Raw genomic sequence first — 20416 nt, 5'->3', positions numbered from 1 at the left:
TTGTCAGCTCCTTTCTGTATGATTGTATCGTAACATTAAAATAACATAAACGCAATATTTATTTTGAATACAAGAAAAAAATATTATAAACGGTATATTTATCCTATATATATACAACATAAACAAGAGTGCTACATACCATTGCTGCATTTCTTAATAAGCTTGACACTGATAGAAGCACCTCCTATAATATACATGACAGTAACCAACAACAAAAGGATAAGGGGAAAACCTATACCAAACAGGAGAAATAAAGGGGAGAGATAATGAGACACTTTAAAAAGGCAGCAGCGTTGGGCCTGGCATTTTTAATGACATTTACTGCGCTTCCAACAGAAGCATATGCATCAGGAAGTGTTGAAACAGAAAGTGTACAGGAGAAAAATACGGAGAGCCAGGAAGAGAGTACAGAGAATACAGAAGCTGCAGCTCAATCAGAAACAGCTGGTGAACAGGCAGGCGGGACACAGACAGAGCCTGAAACAGCTGCAACGCTGCCCGGTCAGGGCGGGCAGCCGGAAACATCGGCTCAGTCAGAGAGCTATACTGAGCAGGAGTCTGATGCCAATTCCTTGAGCAAGCCAGGAACAGAGACGGATGCAGAAAACACAGAGGCAGGGACGGAAATTCAGACAGAGCCGGAGACTGAAAGTGAGCTGGAAAGTGAATCAGAAAGTGAAACGGAAACAGAAACGGAGAGTGAATCTGAGTCTGAGTCAGAAAAAGCAGAAGAGGCAGTTCTGGAGTTTTTGTATGCAGCAGCTCCGGAAATGGCATCCGAAGCCGGACAGGCAGTTATTGCAAAGGTGAAAAGTAATGGAAGGCCATTAGAAAAAGCAGTTATCTATTATAAAGGTCAGGATGGCAATGAATACAGTGCAGAGGCTGTAGAACTGGTAGAAAATTATGCAGCATTCCTGTTTAGCGGCCAGGGGGTTTTACAAGACTCATTTACAAAACTGGAAGTATACTGGGATGGGATGTTACATACGGCAGATCTTATGAAAATGCAGAGCGCGCCTGACACACTTGTGGCTCAGGACAACAGTCCTCAGGTGATGGCTGCCTCAGAAAGTGCCGAGGAGGCAGCAGTATCAGGTATGGTGGCAGAGGATTCTTCTCAGATAGAGGGGGCTCTGGAGTATGCAGCCAGTCAGGCGGCCCAGAATGGTGGAATGTATAGAAGCAGGGCGTCATCACGAAGTGTTGAACCGCGGGATGGAGGAAATGTGATAATTGTCCTGGATCCCGGACATGGAGGAAGTGACCCGGGGGCATGCAGGACTATTAACGGTATTTCCTATGTGGAGTCGGCTATAACGATGCAGATGGGATGGGCGGTAAAAGCAGAGCTTGAGACTTATGAGGGTGTAACTGTTTATCTGACAAGGGCCGAGGATAGATATGTTACATTAAAAGACAGGGTGGATTATGCAGCTGCCCTGGGGGCAACAGCTCTTGTGAGCCTTCATATAAATTCTACAGTTGATGTTCAGCAAAATTATGCCACTGGTGCTTTGGCATTTGTACCTTCTGGAAATTACAGGCCTGAGCAGGCATATGATACGAAAATACTTTCCGAGTGGATTTTGAAAGAGTTATCTGAGGTAGGATTTAAGAATAATGGCCTTTATAAGAACCTGTCAGAGACAGGAGATCAATATCCCAATGGAAGCCTGGCAGATTATTACGGTATTGTAAGAAGAAGCGTTCTGGCAGGATTTCCGGGTATGATCATTGAACATGGATTCGTAAATAATCCTTCTGATGCAGCCACCTGGTATAATGATGCCGGTATTGCAAAGATAGCTCAGGCAGATGCGGCCGGTATTGCCGCATATTATGGGCTGCAGAAAAAAGGTACGTCCGGAGGAAACAATGGGCAAAATAGCGGGACATCCCAGGGTGGCAGCACGTCAGGAAGCAATACTGTCCCGCCTTCATACAGCGGACCAACAGGCTGGCAGCAGACATCAGAGGGCTGGGTATACTTGAAGAAGGATGGCAGCAGGACTACCGGCTGGATGGATGACCCGGGGGATGGCAGAACATATTATCTGAACAGTTCAGGAATCATGCTGAAAGGCTGGCAGAGAATCAATAATATATGGTGCTATTTTAATGAACAGAGCGGATATTTTCAGCCGGAAGTTAAGTATATCCCTGAATTCCAGCAGGGATTGACTGGCTGGCAGAGCCTGAATGGTGTGTGGTATTATCTTGATGGAAACAGCCAGGCCGTAACCGGATGGAAAAAGGTAAACGGCAGATGGTATTACATGGCAGACAATGGGGTCATGCAGACGGGCTGGCAGCAGGTGGACGGAAAATGGTACTATCTGAATGGAAGCGGAGCGATGCTGACAGGCTGGCAGAAACTTGACGGCAAATGGTATTATCTGAATGGAAGCGGAGCCAGGCAGACTGGCTGGAAGCAGCTCGGCGGCAAATGGTATTATATGGACGGCGATGGGATAATGCAGACAGGCTGGCAGCAGGTGGACGGAAAATGGTACTATCTGAATGGAAGCGGAGCGATGCTGACAGGCTGGCAGAAGCTTGACGGCAGATGGTATTATCTGAATGGAAGCGGAGCCAGACAGACAGGTTGGAAGAAGCTTGGCGGTAAATGGTATTATATGGATGAGAATGGTATCATGATGACCGGCTGGCAGCAGGTAGAAGGTATATGGTATTACATGAATGGAAGCGGGGCCATGCTGACAGGCTGGCAGAGACTGGGAGGTAAGTGGTATTATCTGAACGGAAGCGGAGCAATGCAGACTGGCTGGAAAAAGCTTGGCGGTAAATGGTACTATATGGATGAGAATGGTATCATGAAAACTGGCTGGCAGCAGGTGGAAGGTATCTGGTACTATTTGAACGGAAGCGGTGCAATGCTGACGGGGTGGCAGAGACTGGGAGGCAAATGGTATTATCTGAATGGAAGCGGTGCGATGCAGACGGGCTGGCTCCAGCTGAAAGGCAAACGGTATTATCTGAGAGACAGCGGAGCTATGCTGGAAAAGGGGACATATCTTATTGATGGCCAATATTATACGTTTAATTCCAGCGGAGCGCTTATTTAGAGAACAATAGAATAGAGATGGGCTGTTGCAAAGCAGGTGGACAATCTATCCTGGCAATGGCTCATTTTTTTGTTCTTCTATAGGAAACTTCATTCCCTATAGAAGAACCCCCTTCGGGAGGATGCAAAAAAGGAGCATCGCTCCATAGATGATTGCTCAGCTATTTGCAACGCTCCCTTTTGAATATGCAGGGATTAATCATTTCACCCAGGCACCGCTGGAATTAAAGGTGTATTGAACACCGTCAATATTTGCTGTGGTGCTTGCCAGCATTCTGCCATTATCGGACAGATAATACCATTTCCCGCCTGTATATATCCACTCATTTTCAGCCATAGAACCGTCTGATTTCAGATAGTACCATATGCCCCCTGATTTCACCCAGGTATTTGCCTTCATGACTCCGCTCTGGTCAAAATAATAGTATTTGTCATTTATATAAGACCAGCCGTTTGCTATCATACGTCCATTGTTGGACAGGTAATACCATTTCCCATTCAAACGTATCCATTCATTCTCAGCCATGGAACCATTCGATTTCAGGTAGTACCATATACCGTTTGATTTGATCCAGGTATTTGCCTGCATAACGCCGCTGGCGTTCACGTAATAATAAATCCCATCTATATATAGCCAGCTGCTGACTGCCATTTTGCCGCCGCTTCGCAGATAGTACCATTTCCCGTTAGATTTCACCCACTCGTTCTCACCCATAGTGCCATCTGCATCCATATAATACCAGCTGCCCTTGGAGCTGATCCATCCTGTCTTACAGATTCCGTTTGAATTAGCAAAACTCCAGTATTTTTCACCCTTTGTCCAGCCGCCTGAGGACATGGCACCGCTTGCGTTAAAGGAGTAGAGCTTGCCGTTTATCCTTGTAACGTCTTTGACCATGATTCCGTCGGGCTGCATGTAATACCATTTCCCGCGGACCTTTTTCCAGCCTGTGACAAGGTATCCTTCAGAATCTGTCAGGTAATAGTTATTGTTGATCAGAATCCATTTATCAGCATCGGTAACAGCCTGATCAGAACCATTGTAGAGACGGAGAACTTTTTTATTTCCAATCATCTCAGTGCGGACACTCTCCTGACCGGGGATGGCCATTTCAATTTCAGAACTGCCGGCATTCATATAGGCGATAATAGCGCTGTTAGCCGGAAGCCCGTTAGTGGAATAAAGCGTAGTTCCAAGACTCTGAAGATCTTTTGAAGTGGAGGACATGACACTGCTTAAAGGTCCTGTCACTACCGCATACTGAGGATTCAGCGTATTTAAAAATACTGAAGAATTAGAACCTGACAGGCCGTGGTGCGCCAGCTTTAGAAGATCCACTTTGCCCACCTGGGAAGCTACCTTTGATTCAATATAGGTAGGCGCATAATTGTTGATGTCCGCAGCAAGAAGAGCACTTAATCCATTTGCTGAAACTTTTACGGCCAGGGCATTATAATTATCATCAGGCCTGGTAACTACACGGCCCAGCGCATCGTACTCCCTCTCGGTATTCAGTAAATCAATGGTCATCTCTCCCATGGTAAAATGACTGTTTTCTGCAGTGAAATTCTGGATCACAGGAATATTCAGCCTGGCAGCTGTCTCCATAACATGGTCATAACAATACTGGTTGTCCCAGAGGCTATATACACCCGTTATATAACTGTCATCGTATTCTCGCAGATAAATCCTTTCTGCTCCAAATACTTCCAATATCTCATCGGCACTGCCAATATGGTCACTGTGGGCATGTGTGCCAATATAAAAATCCAGCTTCGTGACACCGACACTCCGCAGATAATTAATCACAGCAGCTTCACTGCCGCCCCATGTCACAATCTTTGGACGGCTGTCGGGACCTGGATATCTTGGGTCACTGCCATCAGGGTAATCAGTATCCTCACCTGAATCTACCATGCCGAAATGGCCGTTGCTTTCCAGCAGTATGGCATCCTGCTGGCCCTCAATTGCTATGAAGTGGATCCTGGTCTGCCCCTGAGCTTTTGAAGTAAACGCTGATGCCATGCACGTTACCGCTAACAGAGCAGCAATCAGAAAAACACTCCGTATCTTTTTTCTCATTTCGTTTCATACTCCTTTATATACTTCTTCTTATTAAAATACTAACATATATCGTGATTTATTTCAACGAGCACGGGAGATATATTTACATAACTTTTTGTGAATGGCGTTCTAAATTCTGGTGTTCTAAAATCTTTATAAATAGATGAAGGGCAAAGTTGAATAAGATAAATATTCATGTTATAATCCAACTATTGGGCTGTCGCAGGGTGTCGGATTTTGATATTCAGAGGCAGGAGCAGATAAAGGAGCAGTTTTTATGTTTGGAGAATACAGGCCGGAAGATTTAAAACGGGTGAAAGAGATCGAATTGGAGATCTTAATAGAATTTATCAGAATCTGTGAAAAGCACGATCTGAAGTATTTTGCTTATGGCGGTACAGCGATAGGAGCCGTAAGGCATAAGGGGTTTATTCCCTGGGATGATGATGTGGATGTGGCTATGGTCAGAGATGAATACGAGAAATTTATATCCATAGCTATGAAAGAGCTTGGGGAAGAATATGAACTGACAGCCGGGAATATTCAGATGGACTGCTCGGCAGTATTTGCACGGATATCAAAGAAAGGGACTCTGCACATTACGGAGCAGGAAAACAGGTGGAAGAGAAAACATGGCATACGCATAGATATTTTTCCCATGGATTTTGTCCCTGAAGATAAACAGGAGTTCAAAAAGATGATATCGAAGGTCAGGTTCTGGCGTGGTTTGTACATAATCAAAAATATTAGAAATCCGCTTTTTGAAAACGGCGGCTGGAAGGATAAGGCCATTAGGACAGCATGTTTTATTATGCATTACCTGCTGAAGCTTGTACCTGTCAAATTTATAGTGAAAAAGATGATGGACAGCTACCGGGCATACGAGGGGAAAAGTACGCTGGTAGACTGCCTGGATGATAATTATCCTGAAAAATGGGTGTGCAGCCTGGATGATATCTATCCTCTGCAGAAGGGTGAATTTGAGGGAGTCTCCATCAGCCTTATGCACAGGAATCATGAAATGCTGGTAAAAGGATATGGAGATTATATGGAACTTCCCCCAGAGTCTGAGCGGGAGAACCATTACCAGGGATTCCTGGAATTTTAGAGTTACAGTTCAGCCGTCTGCCATTCGGTAGCTGTCTGACCTGTACGTTTTAGATTACTATTCACTGCGTATTGTGCCGTTACATGAATAATGTTATAATGGTAGCTGTTCAGCAGGATTATGTTTTATTGCTGAATGCTGCGTATAAAGAAAAATGAGAACAGACAGAAAGAGCGGTAAGAAAATGCCATTATATAAAGAATATGATGAACTGACACTGAGAAAACTTCAGGAGATCGAGCTTGGAATCTTAAAGGATTTTGTGGATCTCTGCAATAAATATAAGATTGATTATTTCGGCTGCGGAGGAACGGCTATAGGGGCAGTCCGCCATGGCGGATTTATTCCCTGGGATGATGACATAGATATAGCGCTGCCCAGAAAGGATTATGAAAAATTTTTAAAGGTTGCCGAGAAGGAATATGGGGATAAATACAGGGTCATCAATACAAGAAAAGATCCCAGGTATCCGCTGACAACTACAAGATGGATGCTGAACGGGACAAAGTTTAAGGAAGATGCCTTAAAGGACATTCCCTGTGAGCTTGGCATATTTCTGGATTTATACTGCTTCGATAATATAGCAGATGATGATAAAGAGATGAAAAAGCAGGGTTACGCAGCCTGGTTCTGGGGCAAGCTTCTCATTTTGCGCTCTATTCCCAGGCCGGTTCTGTATTTTGGCGGATGGAAATCAAAGCTTGTGTATGCCTGCTGCAGGGCAGCCCACATATTCCTGAAGGTATTTGGAATTTCAGGGCGTTCACTTTATAAGAAGGCAGAACATGCTGCAGGCAGATATTATAGGCAGGATACGAAGCGGATGGCTTACTTTTTCGATCCTACGCCATTTACTAGTGTTGTACAGAAGGAATATATTTTTCCGACTGTAGAGAGGGATTTTAATGGGATACAGGTGAGATTCCCCAATAAATTAGATGCATATCTGAAACCGCGGTATGGAGACTATATGACGCTGCCTCCGGAAGATAAGCGTCATAACCATCCGCCGTATGAGCTGGATTTCGGGAAATATGGAAATGAAACGAAGGCGGAGACATGATTAAGAAATTTTTTCTGGCTCAGTCAGGAAATCAGATGAAAAGCGGATATTTTTGGACCACGGTATCCGGGCTGCTTTATTCCGGCAGTACTTTTCTCATGCTGCTTTTCGTTACCCATCTGACAAATGCATATGAAGGCGGGGTTTATTCCATAGCCCTGGCAATAGGGCAGCAGCTGGTGACGATTGGATATTTTAATGTAAAGACATATCAGGCATCGGATATAAAAGAGAAATTCACCTTCAGTGACTATCTGGTGAACCGTTTTGTGACTACATTTTTAATGCTTCTGATCGGTATCGGATGGATGGCGCTGGGAGGATATGAAGGAGAGACACTGCAGGTCATCATATGGATGCTGATATTTAAGATGGGCGAGTCAGTGGCTGATGTCCTTCAGGGGCTTTTTCAGCAGAAAAACAGGTATGATATATCTGGAAAATGTGTATTTTTTGAAACGGCCATCTTTCTGGCAGGATTCGCCGGAAGTTTGTGGATCAGCAGGAGTCTGCCGGCAGCAATGTGTGTGATGGCGGTTCTCTACCTGCTTTCACTTCTTGTTATTGACTGCAGGCTTGTTTCTGCATTTTCAGAGATTAAAATTAAATTTGATTTTACAAGACAGAAGCAGCTTTTTTTGGAATGTCTTCCCTTATTTATAAATTCTTTTCTGCAGATGTATATAAATAATTCAGCAAAGTATGCCATAGATGCACATGAGACAAAGGAAGTGCTGGCTTATTTTAATGTATTGTTTATGCCCGCATTTGTGATCAACCTTTTTGCGGGAATCCTGCTGAAGCCATTGGTTACTTCCCTGGCACTGCGTTATCACGAGAGGGAAAAAAGTGTATTTGTAAATACATTAAAAAGACAGACTGTAATGATTGGCGGACTGACAGTCGTATGCGTGCTTGCGGCCTATGTGGCCGGAATACCTGTGCTGTCTTTCTTATACGGCCTGGATTTGTCAGACTACAGGATGGCCCTTTGTATTATGATACTGGGAGGTGCTTTCTGTGCGGTGTATACAATGTTCCAGTATGCAATCATTATCATGCGGCACCAGTATTACAGTCTTATAGGCTGTGGGATCACAGCCCTGACTGCTTCTGTACTGATGCCCTGGATGACAGGAAAATATTCTATTATGGGGGCTGCATGGGGATATCTGGCCCTGATGATAATGATGTCAGTGATTTATATGGTTATGGCGGTATATTTCATGAATAAAAGCTGGAGCGGCAAAGATAATGGAGATTGAAGATGAATAGTAAAAAAGCAGTAGTTCTGCTTGCGAGCTACAATGGAGAAAAATATATAGGGCAGCAGCTGGACAGTATTATAAGACAGACTTATCCGGTGGAAGCTGTGTATGTGCGGGATGACGGGTCAACAGACGGCACTCCTGGAATATTAAAGAAATACAGTGAGAAATATCCCAATATCCATGTGGTAGAATCCACAGGAAATCTTGGCTATCCGGGATGCTTTTATGCTTTGACGGACCTGGATATTGATGGGGACTATTTCTTTTTCAGTGATCAGGATGATGTGTGGCACAGAGAAAAGATAGCCAGGGCAGTCGAAATGCTGGAAAAAGAAGATGGCAGTATGCCTGTCGCTTACTATGCAGGCTATCACATCTGCGATGAGAATTTGAATATAGTTTCAGAATCTTTTAAACAGGACAGGCCAATAGAATTTATAGATACCTTATTTGAAGTATGCGGCCTGGAGTTCACTATGGCTGTCAACAAGGCGGCAAAGGATTTTCTGCTGACCCACAAACCTGTCAGAGCCAGGGCAAGAGGAACCTGGATGAGTATGCTGTATTCAGGGTTTGGAAAGATCATCTATGATAACCGCCCATGTGCACTTTACAGAAGACATTCAGCTTCAGTGACTTCTTCTGACATGGGATTCATTGGTCTGTGGAGCTGGCGCATAAAGAAATTCTTTGGAGGGGGCTTTGAAGGATACAGGGTTCTTTTGGAGGATTTTTGTGAGACAGCAGGGGGAGAACTGGAGGAAAAAAATAAAAAGGCTCTGGAATTATTTGCCCGGAAAGAATATCTGCCAAATGTATTCCTGAAGATTTTTTATCCACACAGGCTGAGAAGAAAGCTGATTGATGAAGTAATGCTGAGATTTGTATTTTTGATTGGAAAATTGTAACTGTTCAGTGCCTCACAGTTACATGCAGAAAGTGAGGAAATATAAGATGCCGGAAGAGTGGCGGGAGCATACCTTTGTAATATGTGCCTATAAGAAAAGTGAATATCTGGAAGACTGCATCAGATCTTTGAAAAAGCAGACAATAAAGAGTGAGATCCTTATGGCAACATCTACACCAAATGACTATATCAGCGGGCTGGCTGAAAAATACCAGATTCCTCTGTTTATCAATGAAGGAGATTCAAATATTGCAGGTGACTGGAATTTCGCTTATCATCAGGCAGCTACGCCTTATGTGACCCTGGCCCACCAGGATGATATTTACCAGAAGGAATATGCTGCGCATGCCAGGGAAATGATGGATAAGTGCAGGACGCCGCTGATCTTTTTCTGCAATTATTACGAGCTGCGCGGAAAAAAGCTTATAAAGGATAACAGCCTGTTAAAGGTAAAACGGTATCTGGCTGCGCCTCTTGCCCTTAAAAAGGCGGGAAAAAGCAGGCTTGTGAGAAGGCGCCTGCTGGGACTGGGAAATTATATCTGCTGTCCTTCTGTGACATACGCAAAAGAGAACCTCCCCAAGACTTTATTTAAGGCGGGATTCCGCAGTAATGTGGACTGGGAAGCATGGGAAGAGATATCCAGATTAGACGGGAGTTTTTTATACGACAAGGCATTTCTCATGGCCCACCGCATACATGAAGGTTCAGAAACTACAGCTGTTATAGAAGAGACAGGTCGGGGTGAAGAGGATTATGAAATGCTGTGCCGGTTCTGGCCGAAAAGAATAGCCGGCCTGCTGGAACGGGTATATAAACAAGGTGAAAAGTCAAATCAAACGGAGATAAATGAATGAAAATACTGATTGTGATACCTGCTTATAATGAAGAAAAAAGTATAGAGCGGGTCGTGGATAATTTAATAGAGAATTACAGCCAGTATGACTATATTGTTGTAAATGACGGGTCAAAAGACGACACAGCCAGGGTCTGCAGGGACAGGGGGTACCGGTTTATCGATCTGCCAATCAATCTGGGGCTGACAGGGGCATTCCAGACAGGTGTGAAATATGCCGCTGCAAAAGGATATGACAGAGTGCTTCAGTTTGACGGGGACGGCCAGCACAGGGCAGAATACATACAGGACTTAATGGATGAGATGGATAAGGGGTATGACATTGTCATTGGCTCCAGATTTGTGAATGAGAAGAAGCCAAAAACCTTGAGGATGGCAGGGAGCCGTCTGATCGCGGCTGCAATCAGAATCACCACGGGACAGAAGATAAAAGACCCCACATCGGGCATGAGGCTGTTTAACAGGGTTATGATCGAACAATTTGCTGTGGGCCTGAATCACAGCCCGGAGCCAGATACGATCTCATATCTGCTGAAATGCGGGGCGAGGATTTCAGAGGTCCAGGCTAATATGGATGAGAGGCAGGAAGGGCAGAGCTATCTGAGCTTTGCAAAATCTATTGGGTATATGGCAAGGGTAGTTACATCGATTATACTCATACAGAATTTCAGGAAAAAAGAGCCCATTGCCAGAAAGGATGAAAGATGACACCAATACTTAGAATAGTTCTGATTGCAGCTTCTGTATGCACTATGGGGTATATGCTTAGAAAGATCAGACAGTCAAAGGTCAAAATAGAATACTCTATATACTGGATCGTCTTTTCGTGTATTTTAATAGTTTTCAGTGTATTTCCGCAGATACCCAGCGTATTGTCTAAAATTCTGGGAATCCAGACACCTGTTAATTTTATTTATCTGTTTATTATTTTTATCCTTTTAATAAAACTGTTTTACAACAGCCTGCTGCTGTCAAAGCTGGAAGAGAAGATTACTAATCTTGCACAGAGGGTAGCTGTAGAAGAGACGATAGAGAAGGAAAAAGCGGAGTATAAAGAAAATGAGTATAAAGAAACGGGGCGGGAGGATAATGCGAAGTGATAAAAGGTACTAAAATAACGAAAAAGAAAATATGGGCTGGTATTGCCATAATTTTCGGTATAGTCATGCTCCTTCTGCATGCTGTTCTTATCTATGACAAAAAAATATCGGAACTAAAAGATAATCCCAAAGAGATATTTAAGGTGTCGAATGAAGGGAAGATCATCGGTGATCTGCAGAAGGACAATGAGATCCTTCAGACAGTTTCAGGGCTTGATTTTGAGGTGGATTCTCTGGAAGTGTGTTTTGGAACCTTCGGCAGGACAAATACAAATACCCTAAATATTTCTTTCGAAAATGCGGATACTAAGGAAATAATTGGAGAATGGAGTTTAAATGCAGCAGATATTATAGACAATGCTCCCCAGTACTTTGAATTTAGCGAGCCGCTGCAGCTTGTGGAGACGGAAAAATATCTTATACGCATCAGTTCACAGGACGGTAAATCCGAGAACAGTGTTACAGCGTATATGACTGAAAAGAGTGTGTTCCCGGAAGGAGAACTTTATCTGGGGGGAGAACTCCAGAAAGGTGACCTGGCATTTGCGTTTTGTAAAGGGACAAAAGGTTACCTGGTATGGATGTTTATTCTCATAGAAGGGGTGTTATTTGCACTTCTGGCAGCTGTCTGTTATGGAGGCTTCTGGAAAAAGTGGAAGATAGAGAGGATGTTTGCAGTAACGGCTATCCTGATTGGAGTGCTGTATATGCTTATTATGCCCCCGTATTCCGCACCAGATGAGCAGAGCCATATTAATACCAGCTATTATTTTTCCAGCCGGCTTCTGTTTCAGGAGGGAATAAACGAGGATGGTGAAGTCCTCATGCGCCAGGGAGACCAGCTTTTGAATTCCAGCCATATTTATTCATCAGAATATGTCTACAGCACTGTCTGGAATCATTTTTTTGAAATGGACAGAGGCGGGGAGATGACCGCAGTTCCGGGAAGCTATGTGCTTAATGCTCCGTCTGTTCTTTTTCTTCCTCAGACTCTGGGAATTACTTTGGCCAGAATACTGCATTTTGGCTGTATTCCAATGCTGTATCTGGGCAGGCTTTTTGCGCTTCTCTTTTATGTGCTGTGTGGGTATCTGGCAATTAAAAAGATTCCCTTTGGGAAAATGGCGCTGTTCTTTGTGGCACTGCTGCCGATTTCAGCAGAGCTTGCGGCTTCATTTTCTTATGACAGCGTGATAAACGGGATCGCCTTCCTGTTTATAGGCTACTGTCTCTACCTGGCTTATGAAAAAGAAAAGGTGGGCATACGGGAATGGCTTCTTTTAGCGGCCTTGATGGCTGTGCTGGCTCCCAGCAAGATCGTCTATGTGCTGCTGGCTCTTCTGTGCCTTCTTATTCCGAGAAAAAAGGCGCAGACAAAGAAAAAGTATTATATGGGCATGGGGATCATGGCGGCAGGAACTCTGCTTCCACTGGCTGTTTCAAGGATAGCTGTTATGACCAACTACATTTCCAGAGGAACTAATACAGTATCTTATGCCGGAAAGGAAGGGTTCACTGTTGCAGGACTTCTGCAGATGCCTAGGGCTCTTGTCAGGCTGGTATATGATTCATTTAAGGTGAATGGGGAATTTTATCTGCAGACCCAGCTGGGCGGGCTGTTAAGCTGGCTGTATTTGAATATTCCCTGGAACATACTGATTTGTTTCTTGATAATTCTTGTCTTATCCTGTATTATGGAAGAAAAAGAAAAGGTATATGTGGATGCGAAGGCCAGGACTATATTTGGCAGCACAGCCGTACTTGTTATACTGGCGCTTGCGGCGGTGTTCCTGCTCACCTGGACAACTACAGATGCAAAGGCTATCCAGGGAATTCAGGGAAGGTATTTTACACCCATCCTTCCGCTGATCTTGTTCTCCTTCAGGAGCAGGAATCTGACATTTAAAAAGAACATCAATTACCAGCTGATCCTTGGCTGGTGTATTATGCAGTACTATACATTGTGGACTATATTTGAAACTATACTTGCATGGACGTAGAAAAGGAGATAAAGGTATGAAGATTTTAGTGACAGGATGCAACGGCCAGCTGGGCCGCGCAGTAAATGAGCAGTACGCAGGAAACGAGAATGTGGAACTCATTAATACAGATGTAGATCAGCTGGATATTACAAATGTGGATGATGTCCTGAAAATGGTCAGGGGCGTGAAACCTGATGTCATACTCAACTGTGCGGCCCACACGAATGTAAATCTATGTGAGTCCCAGCAGGATCTGGCATACAGGATCAATGCGATCGGGCCGAGAAATTTAAGTATAGCGGCTGCTGATGTGGATGCAAAAATGGTTCAGGTATCTACTGACTATGTATTTGCAGGTGATGGAAACAGACCTTATACAGAATTTGATCCTACGGACCCCCAGAGTATGTATGGGGCAACAAAGCTGGCAGGAGAGCAGTTTGTACAGCAGTTCGCAAAACGCTACTTCATAATCAGGACTGCCTGGCTCTATGGAGACGGCAAAAATTTTGTTAAAACCATGCTGCAGCTGTCAGAAAACAATGATAAAGTCCGTGTTGTGGGAGACCAGCTGGGGACGCCTACAAGTGCGGCAGAGCTTGCCAGAATGATCAAATATCTCATTCCCACAGAGAATTATGGGATATTCCACGGAACATGCGAAGGCGTATGCAGCTGGGCGGATTTTACAAAGGAGATCTTCAGGCTGGCCGGGAAGAAGACAGAAGTTGAGTATATCACCACAGATGAATTTCCTACACCTGCTAAACGTCCGGCCTATTCTGTGCTGGAAAACTATATGCTGAAATTAACTACAGATTACAGCTTTGCACAGTGGGAAGATGCCATTGCAGAATATATGAAATGGCTGCTGGGATAAGAAAGACAGAGAAAGGGCAGGCGTATGGTGATACTGCAGATATTATTTACAACGGCGTTTTTTGTGATCGTACCTTGCATATTGGGATCATTCTGGACTGTCAGGAGACCAGTGACTCCCCATACTGTTTTTGTGATGTTATTATCGGGGCTGGCAGCTATGCTGGCCCTTTTTGAAGTCATTGTGATCCCATGTGTTCTGCTGGGAGTGCCATATGGCATATTCTGCTGGGGATTTACAATCTTTCTGCTGGCACTCTCTGTATTTCTGCTTGTCAGAAACAGAAAGCATTTTATTGAAAGCTTTGGAAAATTATTAAGAAATTTAAACGGATGGGGTTTCGCAGGGATTTTTGTGCTTATTCTTATAGGAGTTCAGATCTTTGTGCCTGTATGGTTTCGCGCAAATACAGGCTGGAATCCCACCGCAGCAGTAATACAGACTTCCATTAGCACGGATACCATGCTGAAGTTTGATGCATATACGGGGCAGCAGCTTTCCGGATTACAGTTATCAGAAGTTATTTTCCCGCTGCCGCTGCTGTACGGGATTGTATCAAAGATCACGGGTATATCCCCGGCTCTTCTGTTATATACGCTTATGCCTGCTGTCTGGATTTCTTTTGCATATGCAGCCCAGCTGATGACAGCCAATGTGCTGCTGGACGGAAAGCAGAGACAGGAAACGGTGTACATGTTTTTTGTGTGTATGCTCACAATGTTTGGATTTTACAGCAATAGAAGCCTGTTCATGAAATTGCTTCAGGAGAGCTATACATGGGAAAGCATTATTTTTTGTATCCTGATACCCTCGGCGGCAGCATTAGTGCTGACCGCTGTAAAGAAGCCACGAGCGGCGGCATCAGGGGCGACGGCCGTAAAGAAGAAGCCATCATCTGCCGCATCAGGCCAGACGGCTGCCAGAAAAAGGCGCGGGAGGCGGAAAAATGGGTGAGTCAATGCTTAGAATTTTAGATACCAGGCAGTTGTACTTTGGAAAAAGTATGGTATTTGGCCTGTTTCTCGCTTCCCTGCTTTGGCTGGCAGCAAGGGAACAAAAACAAAAACCGGCTATAAAGGCAATAGGGTACGGGAGCATTGCATATATCCTGCTGACCATGAATCCTATAGCGCTTACAACCTATCTCAAATGGTTTGATGAAAAGGATGTTTATTGGAAAGTGTTTTGGCTTCTTCCCATCCTGCCTGTTATCGGATATGTTTTTACCGAAGCAGTTTCAATGGGAAAAAGAAAAATTGAGAAAGCCTGCATCTTATTTGCTTTTTCATTCCTGATTATTTTAAGCGGCAGCCTTGCCTTTTCTTATAATGCTTTTGAAAAAAGAGAGACAAAGGAAAAGCTGGAGCAGGATGTCATGAACATACTTCCGCTGATAGAGAGCGCAGAGGGTGAGGGATATGCAGCCGTAACAGATACACTGCTTCCGTATATCAGGGATTATACAGGTAAGATCACCCTGCTGTATTCCAGAAACCTGGAGGACAATACAACGGTCTGCTATGGGGATGTGGAACTGCGAAAGCAGGCAGAAGCAGTCAGAGACCAGATGAACAGCGGGCCGCTGGATGCTGCCGGGCTGGCCGGGGCAGCAAAAGAGGCAGGTGTAGCGCTGATAGTTCTGAATGCGGGGACCTGTGATGTGCAGCAGATGGAAGCGGCCGGATATAAGCTGACAGGATACAATACGAAGTATGAGGTATATACAAATGTTGACAGCACTTGAGAGCGTAGGAATGATCATTTTATATTTATTTATGTTTCTGGCATTTGGGAGCATGCTGACAGGGCATATGAAAAAGTGGAAATTCTCTTTTTCACTGTCCGTGTTCTTAGGGATGCTTTTTTACTATTCAGTTTTCCAGCTTCTGGCAGTACCTGTCACATTGCTGAAGCAGCCGCTATCACTTCTGTCTGCCCTGTGGGCGGCCACAGTTGTTATTGTGACGGTCATATCTGTTATACGAAACAGAAAGATGTGGTATAAAAGGGGAAGAGAGCTTGCGCTCTGTTCCGGAAAACAGAAACTATTACGTCTGGTGCCTGCTGTGATTACAGCGGCAATGGCCGTCTATGTGTCTCTGAGACAGATATATTACCTGGATGCAGCCTATTATGTGGGAAATGTGACAACGTCTGTGTTCACAAACACAATCAACAGATATGACCCCTATACGGGCAATCCTCTGGAAGTATTCGCCATACGCTATCTGTTCTCAAACTACAATATACAGGACGCAGTTGTCTGCCAGATCACAGGGATCCACCCACTGATAGAGACAAAGACGATTATGGCTGCAGTAGTAATGATAGTTTCGAATATAGTGATGTGGCAGATATGCGGCCTGTTCTATAAAGAAGATACTGGAAGCAAGGTGATGATGTTTGTATTTGCAGCTGTCATTCAGCTGTTTAGTGTTACTTATTATATTACCTATTCCAGCAGCTCCTTTTTGCTTATGCGGACTTATGAGGGGAAAAATATACTTGCCAGCATCCTGGCGCCGGGGCTTCTGCTCCTGTTTGGCAGGATCGTGCAGCAGCCAGAACAGAAGGCCAACTGGATATTTTTATTTCTGTTATCCTTCGCAGGGCCTGTTTTGTCTACATCTGCGTCAACCCTGCTGCCCGTGGGACTTTCAGCCTGCCTGCTGCCTTATATGATATGGAAGAAAAAAGCGCGGATTATGATTCCCTATTTATGCTGCATACTGCCAAGTATCGTAATATTCGGAATATATTTCTTGTCCACTAAGGGATTATTTTACATCAGGGCATGGTGAGGTGGAGGAATGGATATAATACTTAAGTTAAACGAAGCTTTTGAGAGTTTTATGAGTTACTTTAATGGCAGGAAGGAAAGTATAGCGTTTCTTGGCGTTTATTTTCTTGTACTCATATATATTTGGTTTCAGAAAGATAAAGAAAAGATACAGATGCTGATACCTATGTCTGTATTCCTGGCAGCAACAGTATTCAATTTTTTTGTGATGGAATATTTAGTTATTCCTCTTGGGCTTGATACTGAGTGGTACAGGATGTACTGGCTGGTGCCTGTAATACCTGTGACGGCATACGGTGCTGTAGAATTGATACGGATGCAGGAGAACAAAATAAGGAAATGCGTGATAGCCGCATTGTGTATCATGTGTATTTACCTTTGCGGACAGCCGGTCTGGAAACTTGGGTATAACCTGCAGGATAACGAATATAAAGTCCGTGACTCCCTTATAGAAATCGTTGAAATCATACGCCAGGACAGGCAGGGTGACACCGCCAGGGTACTTTTCCCGTCAGAATATTATATTTATGAAGTCAGACAGTATGATGCTTCTATTTTAATGGCTACGGGAAGAGATACGGCCATGTCGGCTGTCAGGAAAGCACAGAATGGGGAGGAGATAATTTTTTCAGAAAACCCCGGTGAGAGAGTGCAGCAAGAACTGGCAGCAGCAAATATGTGCAATAAGAGAGTTGATCCGGAGGTACTAAAGGCTGACCTTGCAGCGACCGGTACAGAGTATGTCGTCTGCGATTCAAAGACAGACAGTGAGGCGTGGTTTGAGGAAGCAGGTTGTGCGGAGATTGGGGGGAGCGGGCAGTATAAGGTTTTGAAAGTAGTATTTTAAATTAAGAATGGAAGAAGAGGGAAATAGAGGCTGCATTTTTATTGGTGTTGATTTTGCAGGTAAAATCACATATAATTAATATGCACATATGAAACGTATAAAATAGGAGCATAAAAAGTATGGAAAAAAGAGAAGAATATAAGCGTTTAATTATGTTTACGGCTTCTTTCATAATTATAGCACTGCAGACATTGGTATTTGCCCATTTATGGTACAGCTATTACCGATTCGGAGAAATAATAACGATTGAATTTTGGAAAAGAGGGAACTGGACAGTAATCGCAATTTATGCATTGATGGTCTTTTTATTTTCAAATGCATTTGGTGCATTTAAAGTTGGATATCTAAGGGTTATGGATGTTTTGTTTTCCCAGTTTTTGTCAGTCTTGTGTGTTAATGGCGTGACATATCTGCAGTTGGCATTAATTGGAAGATGGAAGTTTCTAGAGTATAGCCTGCCGATTGTAAAAATAACTGGTATAGATTTAGTGCTTGTTTTCTTCTGGGTTATATTTATGCGATGGATCTATGCAAAGATATATCCCCCAAGGAAGATGCTTCTTATCTATGGGGAACACAGCCCGGACGCATTGATTGAAAAAATATCGACAAGAGAAGACAAATATAATATCTGTGAAACTATTCATATTGATTCAGGAATGGAAGAATTACAAAAGAAAATTGGTTCATATAAGGCTATTGTACTTGGGGATATACCGTCAGGAATCAGGAACCGTCTTCTTAAATATTGTTTTGCTAAGTCTATCAGATGTTATACGATCCCCAAAATATCGGATATTATGCTTCGGAGTGCAGATGATATACATCTGTTTGATACACCCCTTCTGCTTTCTAGAAATAGAGGGATGACGGCGGAGCAGAAGTTTTTCAAAAGAATGATGGACGTTATTGTTTCAGTATTAGGTATTTTAATAGCATTGCCTTTTATGCTGATTATATCTGTGTGTATTAAAGCGTATGACAGAGGGCCTGTCATATATAAACAGGAGCGCCTTACATTACATGGAAAGCCTTTTTATGTGTATAAATTCAGAAGTATGAGAGTAGACTCTGAGAATGAGGGTGCACGTCTGGCTATGAAAAATGACGACAGGATAACGCCGGTAGGCAGAGTGCTGCGAAATATTCATTTTGATGAACTTCCTCAATTGTTTAATGTTTTAAAAGGGGACATGTCACTTGTCGGTCCAAGACCTGAAAGACCATGTATTTTCAAAGAGTATGAAAAGGAAATTCCAGAATTTACATTCAGATTAAAAGTAAAAGCTGGTTTAACAGGATATGCTCAGGTCTATGGTAAATATAATACAACACCTTATGACAAACTTAAGTTGGACCTGACCTATATAGAAAAGTATAGTATTTGGCTTGATTGGAAAATAATGTTTGCCACAATAAAGATACTTTTCCAAAAAGAAAACACTGAGGGCGTAGAAAACTGGCAGACAACTGCTGCGACTAAAGAAAAAACTCATGAAATAGAAGAAGAGTGACAGGAGATAATATGGGATTCTCTGTATTAATGTCGATTTATGAAAAAGAAAAACCGGAATATTTCAGGGAGGCAATAGACAGTGTGCTTGCACAGACTATGCCTCCGGATGAAATAGTTCTTGTTGAAGATGGACCGCTTCCATTAGAGCTGGATTGTGTTATTGAGGAATATCATAAGAAACATAGTATTTTAAAATTGGTTCAGCTAAAGGAAAACGTCAAATTAGGAAAAGCCTTAGCGGAAGGGTTAAGGTATTGTAGCTGCGAGTTTGTGGCAAGAATGGATACGGATGATATAGCTGTTAAAGATAGGTTTGAAAAACAGTATAATTATATGCAGGAGCATGGAAATGTTTCTGTGGTAGGAGGAAGTATCTGTGAGTTTGGAGAGAGAGGCGGGGAGGTTAGAATCAAGAAAATGCCTCTTTCACATGAAGAGATTAGAGAGTATGCGAAATATAGGAATCCGCTTAACCACATGACGGTAATGTTTAGAAAGGAAGATGTTCTTGAGGCTGGTGGCTATGAACATTTTCCTTTTTTGGAAGATTATGATTTATGGTGCCGGCTGCTTGCTAATAGGAAAGTACTAAATAATCTGCCGGATGTGTTAGTTAATGCCAGGTGTGGAGACGGACTCTATGGACGGAGAGGAGGATGGAAATATTTTACAAGATATTGCAAACTTAGAAAAAAACAACGCGGACTGGGACTGCTTAATTGGCTGGAATATTGTATTAGTATTGTTTTGACTTTTGGAGTGACAGTGCCGGGAAACAGAATTAGGAAAGTTATATATCGATATGTCTTAAGAAGAAATGATAATAAATTACAAAATATTGAAAAAAGGCCGTTTTGATTGCAATATCATATGGCTTGTGCTAGAATAGGAAAGGCAATGGTTATAAACTGTATACAAAAACCAATAAAATGA

General features: G+C 43.3%; 17 protein-coding genes. 16 read left to right on the top strand and 1 reads right to left on the bottom strand.

What is annotated here, in order from left to right; genetic code table 11:
- Positions 1-266: 266 nt before the first annotated feature.
- Positions 267-3089 carry an N-acetylmuramoyl-L-alanine amidase gene (locus NSB28_RS19695; protein WP_109748353.1) on the top strand — a complete coding sequence of 941 codons (2823 nt, stop codon included), beginning with the start codon at positions 267-269 and terminating at the stop codon, positions 3087-3089.
- Positions 3090-3287: 198 nt separating this feature from the next.
- Here NSB28_RS19695 and NSB28_RS19690 read toward each other — a convergent pair whose 3' ends face one another.
- A complete protein-coding gene (locus tag NSB28_RS19690) occupies positions 3288-5171 on the bottom strand; it encodes an MBL fold metallo-hydrolase (protein ID WP_109748354.1) in 1884 nt (627 codons plus the stop codon).
- Positions 5172-5430: 259 nt separating this feature from the next.
- Between NSB28_RS19690 and NSB28_RS19685 the strand changes: the two genes are divergently transcribed.
- The 15 genes from NSB28_RS19685 to NSB28_RS19615 all read left to right on the top strand — a co-directional run bounded on the left by NSB28_RS19685 (position 5431) and on the right by NSB28_RS19615 (position 20341).
- Positions 5431-6261, top strand: coding sequence for a LicD family protein (locus NSB28_RS19685; RefSeq protein ID WP_109748355.1), 831 nt, complete (start codon positions 5431-5433; stop codon positions 6259-6261).
- Between the two features lie 184 nt (positions 6262-6445).
- Complete coding sequence (locus NSB28_RS19680; RefSeq protein WP_109748356.1) at positions 6446-7324, top strand: LicD family protein; 879 nt, start codon at positions 6446-6448, stop codon at positions 7322-7324.
- Positions 7321-8589, top strand: coding sequence for a lipopolysaccharide biosynthesis protein (locus tag NSB28_RS19675; RefSeq protein WP_109748357.1), 1269 nt, complete (start codon positions 7321-7323; stop codon positions 8587-8589). Before NSB28_RS19680 ends, NSB28_RS19675 begins: the two co-directional genes overlap by 4 nt.
- Positions 8590-8591: 2 nt before the next feature.
- Positions 8592-9503 (top strand): glycosyltransferase, encoded by a 912-nt coding sequence (locus NSB28_RS19670; protein WP_109748358.1) that lies wholly within the window; start codon positions 8592-8594, stop codon positions 9501-9503.
- Between the two features lie 46 nt (positions 9504-9549).
- Positions 9550-10359, top strand: coding sequence for a glycosyltransferase family A protein (locus NSB28_RS19665; protein ID WP_109748359.1), 810 nt, complete (start codon positions 9550-9552; stop codon positions 10357-10359).
- On the top strand, positions 10356-11066 hold the full coding sequence (locus NSB28_RS19660; RefSeq protein ID WP_109748360.1) for a glycosyltransferase family 2 protein: 711 nt from the start codon (positions 10356-10358) through the stop codon (positions 11064-11066). Before NSB28_RS19665 ends, NSB28_RS19660 begins: the two co-directional genes overlap by 4 nt.
- Positions 11063-11458, top strand: a complete 396-nt coding sequence (locus NSB28_RS19655; RefSeq protein ID WP_109748361.1) for a DUF2304 domain-containing protein — start codon at positions 11063-11065, stop codon at positions 11456-11458. Before NSB28_RS19660 ends, NSB28_RS19655 begins: the two co-directional genes overlap by 4 nt.
- Positions 11455-13458: a DUF2142 domain-containing protein gene (locus NSB28_RS19650; protein ID WP_109748362.1), complete on the top strand. Its 2004-nt coding sequence runs from the start codon at positions 11455-11457 to the stop codon at positions 13456-13458. The genes NSB28_RS19655 and NSB28_RS19650 overlap by 4 nt, the downstream gene beginning before the upstream one ends.
- Before the next feature lie 16 nt (positions 13459-13474).
- Positions 13475-14320: a dTDP-4-dehydrorhamnose reductase gene (rfbD, locus tag NSB28_RS19645; RefSeq protein WP_109748363.1), complete on the top strand. Its 846-nt coding sequence runs from the start codon at positions 13475-13477 to the stop codon at positions 14318-14320.
- 24 nt (positions 14321-14344) lie between these two features.
- Positions 14345-15274: a DUF6077 domain-containing protein gene (locus NSB28_RS19640; RefSeq protein ID WP_109748364.1), complete on the top strand. Its 930-nt coding sequence runs from the start codon at positions 14345-14347 to the stop codon at positions 15272-15274.
- Positions 15267-16064 (top strand): hypothetical protein, encoded by a 798-nt coding sequence (locus tag NSB28_RS19635; protein WP_109748365.1) that lies wholly within the window; start codon positions 15267-15269, stop codon positions 16062-16064. The genes NSB28_RS19640 and NSB28_RS19635 overlap by 8 nt, the downstream gene beginning before the upstream one ends.
- Positions 16048-17121: a DUF6077 domain-containing protein gene (locus NSB28_RS19630; protein ID WP_109748366.1), complete on the top strand. Its 1074-nt coding sequence runs from the start codon at positions 16048-16050 to the stop codon at positions 17119-17121. Before NSB28_RS19635 ends, NSB28_RS19630 begins: the two co-directional genes overlap by 17 nt.
- Positions 17122-17130: 9 nt before the next feature.
- Positions 17131-17967: a hypothetical protein gene (locus tag NSB28_RS19625; protein WP_109748367.1), complete on the top strand. Its 837-nt coding sequence runs from the start codon at positions 17131-17133 to the stop codon at positions 17965-17967.
- A 119-nt stretch (positions 17968-18086) separates the two neighbouring features.
- The gene (locus tag NSB28_RS19620) at positions 18087-19481 is read left to right on the top strand and encodes a sugar transferase (protein WP_109748368.1); all 1395 of its coding nucleotides are present in this window, start codon (positions 18087-18089) and stop codon (positions 19479-19481) included.
- A gap of 11 nt (positions 19482-19492) precedes the next feature.
- Entirely contained in the window at positions 19493-20341 is an 849-nt protein-coding gene (locus NSB28_RS19615) for a glycosyltransferase (protein WP_109748369.1), read from the top strand.
- Positions 20342-20416: the final 75 nt, after the last annotated feature.

The organism is Murimonas intestini (genome assembly GCF_024622195.1).
GTDB classification, from domain to species: Bacteria; Bacillota; Clostridia; order Lachnospirales; family Lachnospiraceae; genus Murimonas; species Murimonas intestini.
Note: the sequence above shows the minus strand (reverse complement) of the source record. Positions and strands in the feature narration are given on the sequence as shown.